General features: G+C 52.1%; 13 protein-coding genes. All 13 read right to left on the bottom strand.

What is annotated here, in order from left to right; all coding sequences use genetic code 11:
- Window positions 1-60: 60 nt before the first annotated feature.
- The 13 genes from J3P93_RS08395 to J3P93_RS08335 all read right to left on the bottom strand — a co-directional run bounded on the left by J3P93_RS08395 (window position 61) and on the right by J3P93_RS08335 (window position 13,997).
- Window positions 61-2,268 carry a glycosyltransferase family 4 protein gene (locus J3P93_RS08395; RefSeq protein WP_434596512.1) on the bottom strand — a complete coding sequence of 736 codons (2,208 nt, stop codon included), beginning with the start codon at window positions 2,266-2,268 and terminating at the stop codon, window positions 61-63.
- A gap of 8 nt (window positions 2,269-2,276) precedes the next feature.
- Complete coding sequence (locus tag J3P93_RS08390; RefSeq protein WP_434596509.1) at window positions 2,277-3,425, bottom strand: acyltransferase family protein; 1,149 nt, start codon at window positions 3,423-3,425, stop codon at window positions 2,277-2,279.
- A gap of 16 nt (window positions 3,426-3,441) precedes the next feature.
- Entirely contained in the window at window positions 3,442-3,897 is a 456-nt protein-coding gene (locus J3P93_RS08385) for a hypothetical protein (RefSeq protein ID WP_434596507.1), read from the bottom strand.
- Window positions 3,898-4,014: 117 nt separating this feature from the next.
- A complete protein-coding gene (locus J3P93_RS08380; protein ID WP_434596505.1) occupies window positions 4,015-5,073 on the bottom strand; it encodes a glycosyltransferase family 2 protein in 1,059 nt (352 codons plus the stop codon).
- Window position 5,074: 1 nt separating this feature from the next.
- On the bottom strand, window positions 5,075-6,202 hold the full coding sequence (locus tag J3P93_RS08375) for a sulfotransferase family protein (RefSeq protein ID WP_434596503.1): 1,128 nt from the start codon (window positions 6,200-6,202) through the stop codon (window positions 5,075-5,077).
- Between the two features lie 146 nt (window positions 6,203-6,348).
- Window positions 6,349-7,674: an ABC transporter ATP-binding protein gene (locus J3P93_RS08370; RefSeq protein ID WP_434596500.1), complete on the bottom strand. Its 1,326-nt coding sequence runs from the start codon at window positions 7,672-7,674 to the stop codon at window positions 6,349-6,351.
- The gene (locus tag J3P93_RS08365; RefSeq protein WP_434596498.1) at window positions 7,664-8,482 is read right to left on the bottom strand and encodes an ABC transporter permease; all 819 of its coding nucleotides are present in this window, start codon (window positions 8,480-8,482) and stop codon (window positions 7,664-7,666) included. Before J3P93_RS08365 ends, J3P93_RS08370 begins: the two co-directional genes overlap by 11 nt.
- 54 nt (window positions 8,483-8,536) lie before the next feature.
- On the bottom strand, window positions 8,537-9,526 hold the full coding sequence (locus tag J3P93_RS08360; RefSeq protein ID WP_434596497.1) for a glycosyltransferase family 2 protein: 990 nt from the start codon (window positions 9,524-9,526) through the stop codon (window positions 8,537-8,539).
- A gap of 178 nt (window positions 9,527-9,704) precedes the next feature.
- Window positions 9,705-10,625 carry a glycosyltransferase gene (locus J3P93_RS08355; protein WP_434596495.1) on the bottom strand — a complete coding sequence of 307 codons (921 nt, stop codon included), beginning with the start codon at window positions 10,623-10,625 and terminating at the stop codon, window positions 9,705-9,707.
- A gap of 55 nt (window positions 10,626-10,680) precedes the next feature.
- A complete protein-coding gene (gene rfbA, locus J3P93_RS08350; protein WP_434596493.1) occupies window positions 10,681-11,571 on the bottom strand; it encodes a glucose-1-phosphate thymidylyltransferase RfbA in 891 nt (296 codons plus the stop codon).
- A complete protein-coding gene (rfbD, locus tag J3P93_RS08345) occupies window positions 11,568-12,461 on the bottom strand; it encodes a dTDP-4-dehydrorhamnose reductase (protein ID WP_434596491.1) in 894 nt (297 codons plus the stop codon). Before rfbD ends, rfbA begins: the two co-directional genes overlap by 4 nt.
- Window positions 12,458-13,534 (bottom strand): dTDP-glucose 4,6-dehydratase, encoded by a 1,077-nt coding sequence (gene rfbB / locus J3P93_RS08340; RefSeq protein ID WP_016770917.1) that lies wholly within the window; start codon window positions 13,532-13,534, stop codon window positions 12,458-12,460. The genes rfbD and rfbB overlap by 4 nt, the downstream gene beginning before the upstream one ends.
- Window positions 13,535-13,757: 223 nt before the next feature.
- Complete coding sequence (locus J3P93_RS08335; RefSeq protein WP_434596489.1) at window positions 13,758-13,997, bottom strand: lipopolysaccharide assembly protein LapA domain-containing protein; 240 nt, start codon at window positions 13,995-13,997, stop codon at window positions 13,758-13,760.
- Window positions 13,998-14,016 lie beyond the last annotated feature (19 nt).

The raw sequence follows: 14,016 nt of genomic DNA, 5'->3' as shown, positions 1-14,016 counted from the left end.
AAAAACTGACATAAATCAGTCAACAAAAAGACAAAAAATTAACACAAAAACCAAAATACGTCAAGAAACAGTCAGTTTTAGCCTTCTTAGAACTTTCTTGATAAAAGGCCTGTCAAATATAAACTTCGCAATAGGGTATTGACGAACTTTAGCAATCAACAAATTAACAATTCCGCGATTATATGAAATCTCGGTTTGCGCATTGTTAGTCAGACAGTGCGTCGCATACAGATGATCAAGATAGGACGTGACACGTCTGTTTTCCAGTGCAGTCGTGGCTAATTCCTTCGCCAGGCCCAACGGCAGGAAAGGCTGGGCTGAGCCATCTCTGCGGACATGCGCCTCATCCAGGATTTCAAGCCACTGACGATTTGTTGCTTCAGCGGTGTAGCTCCGCTCGATCAGTTTCATGCACGCCTGTGCCTTGTTACGACGACCCACGGGATCAGCAGCAAGCGCCTGAATGACACTCACGTATTGCGCTACTTCATCTTCGCCATGCGGAATCAGATAGCCAGTATCTTCGCCTACCAGTTCATCCTGGCCGCCAACATCCGCCACGACCGGCACTACTCCCGCCGCCATGGATTCAAGGAGAGCCACGGAAATCCCCTCATATTCGGATGGCATCAACAAGATGTCCGATACCGCCAGAAGGGACAGCCAATCGGCGTGAGACTTGGCCCCCAGAATCCGCAACTCGGCCTTGAGGTCGTAGTCAGAGATCAAGGTTTCGAACGCAGGACGCAGCTCCCCCTCACCAATGACAAGCGCGTTGAAACGGATGCCTTTCTGCTTTGCCGCATGAAAAATTTCAGCAAGTTTCAGCGGTCGCTTCTGATCACACATACGACCGGCAAAAATGATGGTCAGCGCATTTTCATCCAGCTCGAAACTGCGCAATACCGCAACACGTTTCTCTTCTGTCAGCGATACTGGCTGAGACTTGATCCCGGTATACATGACCCGAATCTTGTCTTGGTCCGCTCCCAGCCCCGCCATCCATTTTGAAAGATGGCCCGTACTCACCACGTTCAGATCGAGCGCGTCCTGATAGCCCACCGCAAATCGTGGATGCCCACCGTTAAGCCAATTCATCTCTTCGGTATGGCATAAATCAATGAACGCGGTATTCGGTGCAGCACTACGCAGATACGGAAGAAGCTGATAGCCCAGCGTACTGCCGGTGATCAGAACGGTGTCGATGCTTCGCGACTCGATCAGGTACAAGATGAAGCGCGGAAAGTCAGACGGCGATAAAATATCCGGCAGAATGAAAATATCGCGAGTCAGCTCGGCAAACTTGCCAAGCCAACGGTGATCAGCCTCAAGAGTGGCACACACCGTGACATCCACCCCGTTGGCAATCATTCCTTGGATGAGGTCAATACTGACCCGATCAGCCCCACCTTCCACCATCCATGGCAAAAGGACCATTACCCTTCTGCCATTGGCGTTTGGCTTCAATGCATTATGAAACGGAAACTCCACCGGCAATGTTTCATAAGCTGAGGGATAGCGCCGATTAACCTGTGGGACCGGCTTACTTGCTCTTGCAACATCAGTTTCCGCTTCGCTTTCGACAGCCGAAACTCCGCACCATTGCAAACATTCAGGGATGGTATAGCCCCAATGACCAGCCTCTGCCAATCGCGACAGCATTTCTGTCGGGTCACGGCCATCGGCCAGGCTTGCTACATCAGTAAAAGACTCAAGAAGGTGCGCTTTACGAAAAACCATCCCTCTGACTTTTGGCTGAGCATTATCGAGGTGATACTTGCCCTGATTTAGATTCTGATTGATCAGCCCCCCCTTCTTCCCCGGTATCACTCCTAATGAATTGCAAAAGGAGAATTCCGGATTAGACACCAGACACCATAAAGCCTTCTCGATAAAGGTAGCCGCCAATTGCGTATTGGCATCCACAAGCACCACATAATCAAACGACTTCCATAATGCACTCGCAGACCGACATTCGGCATAGGGCCGCAGGGATACCCGCTTATCGCCTGCAAGTGCTGTGACGAGGTCAGGACTCATTAGATGACCCAACGCTTGGTCGTAAGAAACAAGCCAGTTCCAACCTTGAAATGTTTGAGCGCACAATGACTCATAAACATCGGTCAAGTCACAAGCGCGATCATCTATCGCAGTAACAACAAGTACAGAAGCATCTTGCGCATCATCAGCTAATGCTGCCTGGTAATTCTTCGCCATTGCAACCTTGGCACGGTAGCTGGGAAAATCGGGAGCTGTTGAGTTTTGCATTAAAAGACCTACTTCCCTGCACCGAGGCGCTGGAGACTTTTCAATAATTTCACCAACGACGTCACATCGATATCGCGAAGTTTGAGAAACGGTTTTTCGATGAGACGATAAGTAGAGTAAGCAAACAAGTAGACACAAATCGTAAATATCGGATATACGACCCATGGATTATTATAGACAGCCTCGTTTAATCCGAAACGATTGAGCACTGCAATCACCATCGTGAACGCAAAAATGTGCCCGAGATAGATCGAATACGAAACCAGACTCGTGAAATTTACAAAGCGGTTGACCCAGCCCCAGCGGCAAGGCCGCAAACTGAAGAATGCTGGAATCAGGGCTGCAAAAAATATCGCCGAGCAGGTGAAAAACAGCGACTGAAGAACCTTGCCATTCAACAACCAAGGCGCCCCCATTTTGGTCGAAATAATAATCGCTATCACAACTGCCAGTGGGATATACCAATACTTGGCAATGCGTTCAAACATTGGTCTGTGCCACGTATAGATATACGCCGCCAGTACACCGAAGCCTATGGCGTCCAGGCGATAGAGGACAACATAGCGGGCGTCATCGTATCTGACCGGCTCAATTGGCAACCCGATTCGCGCCAGGAATGGCACGACCATGAAAACGACGATTGTAACCATGGCTGCTCGCTTGACACCTGCACCAAAGCCGATCACTAGCAAAATCAACAGCGGAAAGGTGTAATAAAACCACTCTTCCACTGCTAGGCTCCAGGACAAACGATAGAAATCCGTCATGGGCCAAGCAAAATTCTGAGCAAAAAACAGATAGCGAAACTGTTCAGAAAAGGTGGTCGCCCCTTGCCAATCAAACTTTAAGGAAACAAAAAAGAAGAAAATGTAAAGTGGCAAAGTACGCATCCAGCGACGATACCAAAAATTGGTAAGTCCACTGGTTCTCGACACATTCCAGCTAGCAGCTTCTTTCAGCAGAATCCTGCCGATCAAAAAACCACTGAGGCAAAAGAACAGATCAACGCCAAATATGGCAAGAAATGCGAAATTTGACAGTATTGGGCTGGGCAAAGAATGCCCCAGCATGTGGCCGAATACGACAAGTAAGCAGGCGAGCGTTCGACAAACGTCAAGTCCGAAAGAACGATTGGAATCCGCAACAGTTGTGCTCATTTCAATAACACCAAAACTATTTATTAAAGGTTACTTGTCTGTTCCAAAGTATCTCGCAGCACTTCCCCTCGGGAGCCCTGAACTGACCCAGTTCCATCCTGTCAACGGCCACTGAGCCGAAGGCAACCACATAACGACAATAGGTCACACCCGACCGTGTCTCTTTGGATAAACGCTTTAAGCCAGTCAAATTGAAGTCTTTGTTTATGAAACCTTCTGCCCCCGCTTTCGACGCATCTTCCGGATAAATATGAACAAAAAAATTATCGGCGACCTGGGCGACATCACAGCCTTTCAATTCCAACTGCAATGCGTTGCTGACAATGTCAATATGCAACTGATCAGAAACAGCAACGGAAGTGATATTTTCTACAGGCGCCTTGACGTCCATCCAGCGAGAGAAATACAAAATAGCCGTAGCCAGGCAGACAAATATACAAACGGAGCCTAAAATTTTCAGATCAATCTTCACTCAGCGCCTCAACCTATTGAAATACGCAAACAAAACCAGCAATACTCTTGACGTTATATCAAGAGCCATCGCTGCTTCCGACGTCGCACCCGGCCTACAGTGGCCTGACCAACAACTTTACAAAATACCTATTTTGCGTAGAGCCTTGCTCACCAAGCCTCGCCATCCCGTAATTGCAGTTACAGGAGGTTGCAAGGGTCCGAAACCCTCACCGAAAAAATCCTCTTTTCCGGTAAGGCCGATGAAGTCCAGATAGTTAAAGCCGTGCACCGTCTCAATCTGTTCCTGAGTTTCCGCGCAAGTCATCAGTTGATAGAGCAGTTCGATACCAAACAATCGCGTACCTGGGCAAGGACCGACATGAATCGCCACCATTGCCACCAGAAACTCATTATTCGCACCCTGAGGCGTAACCCACTTAGCTGCCTCCGGGAAGATCTCAAGAATATCCGCCTGCGGCAAATCGACATAATGCTGCTTCTGCAAATGCCATTCCAGCTTCAAGCGAGCCCGCCGGTCTGGTCGGTCGCCACTCGCATTGGATTGATCCGAGAAGATCCTATGCAGTGTCAGCTTTTCCTCAATGACGTGAATGTCCGACTTCTTTAGCAGGCGAGTCCACAACTCAGCGTCATCAATTTGAGCATGGGCGCACTTGTAAAGATCAGCCTGTTCATAGGCACTGCGCCGAACCAACACACTAGGATGGCACAAACGGTTCTCGTTGAAAAACAGTGCCCGCAACCAAGCAGCTCGACTTTTGTTCGGCTGATTGAACCAATCGATTGACAGCCTCTGATTACTTTCATCGATGCATTGCACATGGGTAAAAACAGCCCCTATGTGCGGATTGGAATCAAGCACAGCCACTTGCTTCTCAAGTTTTTCCAGCGCCCAGGCATCGTCCGAATGATGGATCGCGATGTATTCACCGGTGCTTTGGGACTGAATCGCGCGGTTGATATTGTAAATATAACGGCGGGTCCGATCATTTCGGATCTTGATAATCCGGGGATCATTATAGCTCTCGATAACCGCCCAAGAGCCATCCGGTGATACATCGTCAACGACAATGAGTTCCCAATCACTGTAAGTTTGATTGAGAACAGAATCAATTGCCTGCCCAATGAACTTATCGTGATTATAGGAAGTGAGTACAACTGAAACCTTCGCCACCTTAATCCCCTTTGCCCTTTTCAATAACATGCTCTGAGGCAGGCGCCGCGACCTCTGTTTGAGACTGCTCGAGAGCATGCTGCAATTTTTCGTTTTCTACCTGAAGTTGCTGAGACTTGGCTCGCTGCAATTTAGCCTGTTCCACAAGTTCTTTGTGATGCGCTTGAAGATCCAAGAGTTCTTTCTCTTTTCTCTTTGCCATCTCCATCCAAGTCTCACGCTGCTCGGCAAGCCATTGCTTGTCGACTAACAAGCTGGACACCTGCTCTGTAAAAGTCTGGCGGATTTCACTGATTCGCTGATGACGACCGTGCAGCAACTCGACGCCCTTGAGCGCCACCGTCAACTGTTCTTGAGAAAACTTCTCTTTCGCCGGTGCGACTGTCGTCGGATAACCGAACGCTTCAAAATCTTTCGCGTAAAGGTCGTCTATCAACGCTTTGGAACGAGAACTTATGAACTCCGGAAGGTAAGGAATAAGGCTTTCATTTGCTCTGGCCGTCGTGAACGGGTTGACGTAAGCATCGCCGAGATGATTACGAAGCGCGGCGTTAAGCTCTGAAGTGTCTTCAATTTTGGAAATGAAGTCGTAAGAGAAACTCAGCGGCTGGAGCAAATCGTACTGTGGTGTCCAGTGTGAATCCTTGAACCCCTCACGCTCATGCGCATACAAGTACTCGAGAAAGCACTCGAACGCAGCTGTCACGTCAGACATGACCTTAACCGGGCAGTCCAGGAAAGCTTGCCTAGCGTAAGGTTCAACCTGCAGCGGCTCGCGCAGCAAGATTTTCGATTGCCAGGCAGAAAACAGCCTTTTGTAGGGATTTCTTACCAACGCAAAGCTAAAATAACTTTCACTTATGACCTGAGCCAACTGTTCTTCGGAACGGACCAGAAGATTCGGAGCTACGGCCAGCAGGGTATCGTGGATGACAAGTTGCGGGTCGGTCTCTGAACTAATTTTCTTCTCTCTTACTGCCTCAGCGACGCCCTCAAGCTCCGCAAACCACCATTTCAGAGACGTGCAGGCCACCTTTGGAGTGGCGACGTAGAACAACTTCTGCTTGTCCGAGACGCAGCTATTCCACGATAAATAATCCAGTAAACTTTCTTTACTACTGTCTGTCATTACCGTCCTCTCAGGCTTCATATCTTATCTCGCGAACGGAAATTTTATCGACACTAGACTGTGCCAACCCGAGCGCCCGGTGTTTCTCAACGTGAAATAGCCAATTGTTCAGCGCAACATACGCGAACTGGGCATTTATCTGATGTTCAGAGCAATTCAAGTGCGGGCTCATTGATAGACACATCCATATAACCAAACGACCTCAACCCCTGATCCGACACCACCCTGAACATCGAAGCATCCAGAATCCGGTGGCACAGGGTTGGCTCGCTCTCCGACCACACTCCCCCACCGACGAAGTATACGCCTGGGAGCATCACCATCTTGCAGCTGAACGTGACTTGAAACTGCCGCTCAGCGCCTTCACAGTCAAAATATTTCCCTTCATCGGGGAAACGCTGACCGGTAATCACGACGCCCGACACCGTACGGATATGCATCGCAAAGAAAACCCGCGAAACCGCGTCAGTGAGGTTGCCCCGCATGACAATATCGTATTCGCCGCCGACCTTCAGGACATTACAACGACGTCCTTCTTTGTCGAACACCTCGAATGCGTCGATTCGAGCACCTTGTTCGGGGTAGACCGTAGTCGACTCAGGCACCATTCCGGCATCGAAGTACTGGTCTTGCGCCGGAGCCTCCTGCTCAGCTTCCAGCGGGGTCGTTTCGACAGCAATCTTTTCCGTACCAATTGCGCGGAATTCCTCGATCAATCGAGGCTGTTCTTCGGCGGGCGCGTAAATCAGTTTTTGATACGCCCGGACTACTTCCATCGGCGATCCGGTACAGACGCGTTCACCGCGCTCCATCAAAATCGCCCGATCACACAGCTCGACAACCTGCGGTCCCGAGTGGGAGACGAACAGAATCGAAGTGCCCTTCGCCTTCAACTCATCGAGCCTGGCGAAACACTTGCGCTGGAAGCGCTCATCACCGACCGCCAGCGCCTCATCGACAATGAGGATGTCCGGGTCAACCATCGCCTGAACGGCAAACGCCAGACGCACGATCATGCCGCTGGAGTACGTCTTGACCGGCTGATGAATGAACTCGCCAATGTCGGCGAATGCTGCAATGTCGGCGTAGCGCTCATCCACTTCCGCACGGCTCAGGCCGAGAATTGCGGCGTTCATGTAGACGTTCTCGTGCCCGGTGAACTCCGGGTTGAATCCGGAGCCGAGTTCAAGCAGCGCGCCGATACGGCCCAGAGTCTGAACATCACCGACGGTCTGGTTCAACGTACCGCAGATGACCTGAAGCAACGTCGATTTGCCGCTGCCATTACGGCCGACAATACCGACCGTTTCGCCTTTTTTGATTTCGAACGAGACGTCCTTGAGCGCCCAGAACTCCCGATAATATTGTTTGCGCTGTCCAGCAACCATCTGCATGAGACGATCGCGCGGCTTGTCGTAAATGTGATAACACTTGCTGACATTCTGCAGCTTGATCGCGATTTCAGAGGACATCGGCAAACCCCTTTCTAGTCTTCTGGAAGAAGGCAAACCCCAGGTAAGCCACTGCAATCGCTATGCATGCGTAGATGCCGAGCGCCTGCCAATCAGGCTGCTGCCCGAAAAACAGTACGGCCCTCACGTTCTCCACGGCCACGGTGAGCGGGTTGAGCAAAAGCAGATGCCGATACTCCTCCGGCACTGCTGTAGCAGGGTAGAAAATCGGCGCCAGGAACATCAGACCGCTGGTCACCAGGCCAATGAAATGCGCGACATCTCGCATGTAAACACCGATGGCGGCCAACCCCCATGACAGACCCAGGATGATGAGTAACAGAGGCGCTATGATCAGCGGCAGGTAAAACAATGTGAGCGGCGGCATGCCAAAGAACACGCAGTAAGCCAGCAACCATACAATCAGGCTGACCAACGCATGGAACAAGGAAGATCCGGCGATGACGCACGGCAGTATTTCCAGCGGAAACACGACCTTCTTCACGTAGTTGGCATTTGAAATAATCAGATTGGGCGCGCGGGTGACGCACTCTGCGAAAAGATTGAAAACCATCAGGCCGGCGAACAGGATCAACGCGAACTCGGCTTTTGAATCACCGGCCCCCGCCCAGCGTGAATTGAAGATGAAGCTGAACACGAATGTGTAGATCGCCAGCATCACGATCGGATTGAAGAACGACCAAAGAATGCCCATAAAGGAGCCGCGGTAGCGACCGATGACTTCGCGCTTGATCAACGCAATGATAAGTGCACGATTGCGCCAGACACTGGAAAACATGACGCCAGGCGCCGCTGAAAACTTCTGCATTAACCTGTGACCTCAAAAAAACTCATTTTCAAACCCCTTTCACAACATTCATCATCAAATTCCTTTGAAAATGATTGCTACTGCAAGCCCCAGATTCCCAAGGAGCGTCTGGCGGTAAATACCCGAGCGCCATATCCCGGTTATGCGTCCAGCCAAGCCACGATTGCGAGCGTTCTTGAACTGGCTCAGCACTTTGCGGTTCTGCTCGGTCAGAAGATGCTCAACCACCTCCAGGTGCTCGATGTTCTGATCGATCCAGCGGCGCAAACGTCCCTGAAACATTTTGCGGATACGCGTCAGGGCGGCCATGAACCCCGCATTGGCGCCTATCGAATTAGTTTCGTGCTGCCGATAGAAAAGATGCGGCACCTGATCGAAATGAAACTGCCCGCCGGCGCCGGTCACGAGCATATAAGCCCACCAGTCATGGGCGACAATGCCCCGAGCCGGCCCCGCCTTCAATAGCTCATGCGCCGCGCGATTGAAAACCATCGTGTTTCCGGCGGCGACATTCTGTATGAGCGCATTGGGGAAGCTGAAGTCGCAGCAATATCCGGGGGTCATCCCCACTTCGACACCGGACTCATCGACCAGCGTCGTCCGGGAGGCATACAGCGCAGGAACGCCAACGGGTACCTGACGTAGCCACGTCAACGCAGCGCTGAGCTTATCGGTCGCCCAGACATCATCCTGGTCGGACCATGCGTAAAAATCAGCACTGATATTTTCCAGACAGGTCACCGACATGAAGTTGTCGGCGAACCCCGTTCGAGGGCCGGAAAGCAACGTCACTTTCTGCTCCCCCATACGCGCCCGAAACGACTTGAGAATCTCCAGTGTCGAGTCGGACGATCCGTCATCGGAAACGAACAGACGCCACTGCGCATGTTGCTGCTGCTCAATGGAGCTCAATTGCTCGGAAATAAATCGCTCACCGTTATACGAGCACAGCAATATCGCGACAGACTCATCCAGCTCCGGCACTTCGACTGTATCGACACTCAGGCCGGAGTTCGCGGAATCCGCTGATAAGGGGCTTGACACTATATGCTCCACTGCAATTAAAACGCCGGTCGTAAGCCTGAGGAATCATATCCAGTGCTTCGACGGTATCGGCTCCATTCGTTCCCTTCATGAAGCGGGCGATTATAGAGAACTTTCATCTCCGGTTGTTGGGCTTCGAGCAGGCGAAGCGAAATCGCAATACCCGCTCCAGCCTCGATCAGGACTTCCTGCCAACGACGGCAGTCAGCCAGCAAACGAAAAAAAACAGAAACTTGTCACGCGGCCGCCGCCGGCACTGCCCGCCCCTGACGGATAACCGCAGCAAATCACGCCGCCGCAGAGCCAGCCAGTTGCTGACGAAGGGATTTTTATCCGCCCCGACAAGCAGCGCGATAGCCTGAACTTGCTTGAACCACCAGCCTTCGTGGATGGTGACATAGCGTTGAAATAGTGATGTCAACCCGGTATTGGCGCCTACCTGGTTACTCTCGTGCTGTCGATAAAGCATGCTCGGCCGTGAATCGATGAACCATTTGAAGCCATGACTGCGAGCGAACGCATAGCAATACCAGTCGTGCAAACTGACTTGCTGCAGCCGCTCCCAATCCTGAATGACCTGTTGGCGCAGTGACCGGGCAAGCGCGGGGCTCAACACGTAAGTACAGCCAGGCCCTGCCGCCTCGAACAGAAAATCCCAAGCTACTTGTGGCTGACTCTTGTCGAGCAGGATCATCTTGCCATCCGGCCAGAAAGCCGTGACATTGCTTGAATAGGCATCGACTCCGTGCGAGGCAATGGCTTGTGTAGCGCGCAGCAGCTTGTCGGACTCCCAGATATCATCCTGGTCTGCAAACGACACAGCATCGTAATCGTGCAGATCAACATCTCGAATCAAACGAAAAAAATTGCGTGCCGCACCACCAAAACGCCCGGCAGGAGGCAAAAGAATTACGCGACTGTCGACCTCTTCGAGAGCTTTGCACCAGGCCTCGGTGCCGTCATCGGACAAATCAACGCTGATATGAATAGTGACATCGACGGACTGCTGACCGAGGATCGAGGCTACCTGCTCCTCGATCCACTGCATGCCATTGTAGGCAGCCAGCAAAACCGCAATCTTGGGATGTTTTACTGGCATGCCATTCCTGCTAGCAGCGATTAAACCCACCGATTGAAAGCGCGAGGCTTTCGAATCAGCGAGAAGGCGAGTCCAGCAGTTTTTGCAGGTACTGACCGTAACCGGTTTTTTTCAAGGCATTTGCCTGAGAACCCAGCTGCTCTGCTGTTATCCAGCCATTGTGGTAAGCAATTTCTTCGAGGCACGCTACTTTCAAGCCTTGACGCTGTTCGATGGTGTGAACGAAGTGACTGGCTTCCAGCAGGGAGTCATGGGTACCGGTATCCAGCCACGCGAAGCCACGGCCGAGCATTTCGACATTCAACGACTTCTTATTGAGGTAGGCGCTGTTCACATCAGTGATTTCCAGCTCGCCTCGCTCCGACGGCTTAATATTCTTGGCGATTTCCACGACATCGTTGTCGTAGAAATACAGACCGGTCACCGCGTAGTTGGATTTCGGCTTCAACGGCTTTTCTTCGATGCTCAGGGCACGGCCTGTCGCGTCGAACTCGACCACGCCAAAACGCTCCGGATCGGAAACGTGATAGCCAAACACAGTGGCGCCACTCTTCTGCTCATTGGCGGAGCGCAGGTTGTCCGAGAAGTGCTGGCCGTAGAAGATGTTGTCACCCAGAATCAGGCAGCAAGGGTCCTTGCCGATGAACTCTTCACCGATGACAAACGCTTGTGCAAGTCCATCCGGGCTTGGCTGCTCGGCATAAGTCAGCTCGATACCGTAAAGGCTGCCATCACCCAGCAATTTGCGGAAGTTCGGCAGATCTTCTGGCGTGGAGATGATCAGGATCTCGCGCATGCCGGCAAGCATCAGTACCGAAAGCGGGTAGAAAATCATCGGTTTGTCGTAAATCGGCAGCATCTGCTTCGACACGCCGAGGGTCAGCGGATGCAGGCGAGTGCCCGAACCGCCGGCGAGGATGATGCCTTTACGATTATTGGTGGTCATTTGTTCAGAACTTCCCTAAGCATTCGAGTTACACCACTTTGCCAATCCGGCAAGTGTAGAGAAAAATTGTCGCGCAGCTTTTGTGTATTCAAGCGCGAGTTCAACGGACGACGTGCGGCAGTTGGATAAGCCGTTGCCTCAATGGGTTCAATTGCCTGTACGGCAAGCGACTCGCCATTGGCCTTGGCAAAATCCAGGACATGACAAGCATAGCCGTACCATGACACTTCCCCTGCGGCCGCCAGATGATACAAACCGAACAGCTCCGGGCGCTTGAGCGCTTGCTGCAGTGCCAGTGCGGTTATATCCGCAATCAGATCGGCACCTGTCGGCGCTCCTACCTGATCAACGATGATATTGAGTTTTTCGCGCTCTTTACCCAGACGCAGCATGGTCTTGGCGAAGTTGCCGCCACGAGCGCTGTAAACCCAACTGGTACGAAACAGCAAGTAACGGCAACCGGAGGCCTGAACGGCTCGCTCCCCTGCCAACTTGCTTTCGCCGTAGCGATTCAGCGGCTGCGGTTCGTCGCTCTCCAGCCAGGGCACTTGTCCCTGACCGCCAAACACGTAATCAGTCGAGTAATGGACCAACCAGGCACCCACTTCACGAGCTTCATCAGCGAGAACCTGGATAGCTTGCGCATTCACCAGATTAGCCTGATCTGGCTCGGACTCGGCAGTGTCGACGGCATTGTAAGCTGCCGCATTGACGATCACGTCAGGCTGGATCTTGCGGATTGTCTCGCGCAAGGCCGCCAGGTCGGTCAAGTCACCGGACAACCCGTCAACGCCATGCCGACCCAGTGCGATCAATTCGCCAAGCGGCCGAAGGGATCGTTGTAGCTCCCAACCCACCTGACCATCCTTTCCTAGAAGAAGGATCTTCATGCCTTGTTCGAACGATCCGCATAGTTCTGATCAATCCACTGCTGGTAGCTACCGCTCTTCACGTGCTCAACCCACTCAGTGTTGTTCAGATACCATTCAACAGTCTTGCGAATACCAGTCTCGAAAGTCTCTTCCGGAGTCCAGCCCAGTTCACGTTGAATCTTGCTCGCGTCGATCGCATAACGCACGTCATGCCCAGGACGATCCTGAACATAAGTAATCAGGCTGGCATGCGGACGGTGAGCCGAATCCGGACGCAATTCATCGAGCAACGCACACAGGGTATGCACTACTTCGATGTTTTGTTTTTCGTTATGACCGCCAATGTTGTAAGTCTCGCCAATGACGCCTTCGGTGACGACTTTGTACAATGCGCGCGCGTGATCTTCGACATACAGCCAGTCGCGAACCTGATTGCCTTTGCCGTACACCGGCAGCGGCTTCCCTTCCAGCGCATTGAGAATGATCAGCGGGATCAGCTTCTCAGGGAAATGGCATGGGCCGTAGTTGTTCGAGCAGTTGGTAACCAATGTCGGCAGACCATAGGTGCGTGCCCAGGCACGAACCAGATGATCCGAACTGGCCTTGCTGGCCGAATATGGCGAGCTTGGCTGGTAAGGCGTGGTTTCGGTGAAGAGGTCTTCAGGACCTTCGAGGTCTCCGTAAACTTCGTCAGTCGAAATGTGGTGGAAGCGGAAATTGGCTTTGCGGGTGTCGTCCAGAGCAGCCCAGTAATGGCGCGCAGCTTCGAGCAGTGTGTAAGTGCCGATGATGTTGGTCTGAATGAACTCGGACGGGCCGGAGATCGAGCGGTCGACGTGTGATTCTGCGGCCAGGTGCATGATTGCATCGGGTTGGTGTTCACGCAGAACGCGGTCGATCTGGTCACGATCGCAGATATCGACGCGCTCGAAGGCGTAACGCGAATTCTGGCTGACTTCTGCCAGGGACTCCAGATTGCCGGCGTACGTCAGCTTGTCGACGTTGACCACCGCATCGGAAGTGTTCGAGATGATATGACGGATAACTGCCGAACCAATAAAGCCGGCGCCGCCGGTAACTAGAATTTTCACGCGAAACGATACCCTTGAGCTGCGGACAGCGCTGCCAGCGAGCGCGGTCTAATCCATGAATGCAGAGGCCACTTACAGTTGGCATCCGTCAGAGTCAGTCTGAATCGACATGCAATACGGCACGATCGAACAAGGGACGCATTTTACAGCTTAATGATGGTTTTACTAATGGATAAAGACAGGCTGAGGCGCGATTTCGACAGATGCCGTGCGCCTGTCGCTTTCAGACCAGTCGCTTGCGTGCCGCTCTGGACGAACGTCCCAGAAACCAGCCCAGTACAGGACCAATGAGCATGCCGATCAGCAATGCCAACACGGCCACTACCGACACTGGCAATTGCGGGCCGGAAAAACCCAGAAACAAAAGCGAAACCGATTGCTGGTTCTCCAAAACAAACGCCAGAACAATCAGAGCCATCAGCAGAAGAAAAACGCCAAGCAGTATGCGTTTCAAGTTACGCATTTACGCCCCCTGGAATTTG

Origin of the sequence: Pseudomonas sp. R3-57, from assembly GCF_051132065.1 — a bacterium.
Classification (GTDB): Bacteria; Pseudomonadota; Gammaproteobacteria; order Pseudomonadales; family Pseudomonadaceae; genus Aquipseudomonas.
The sequence above is the reverse complement of the archived record's forward strand: the minus strand, read 5'-3'. Positions and strand labels throughout refer to the sequence as shown.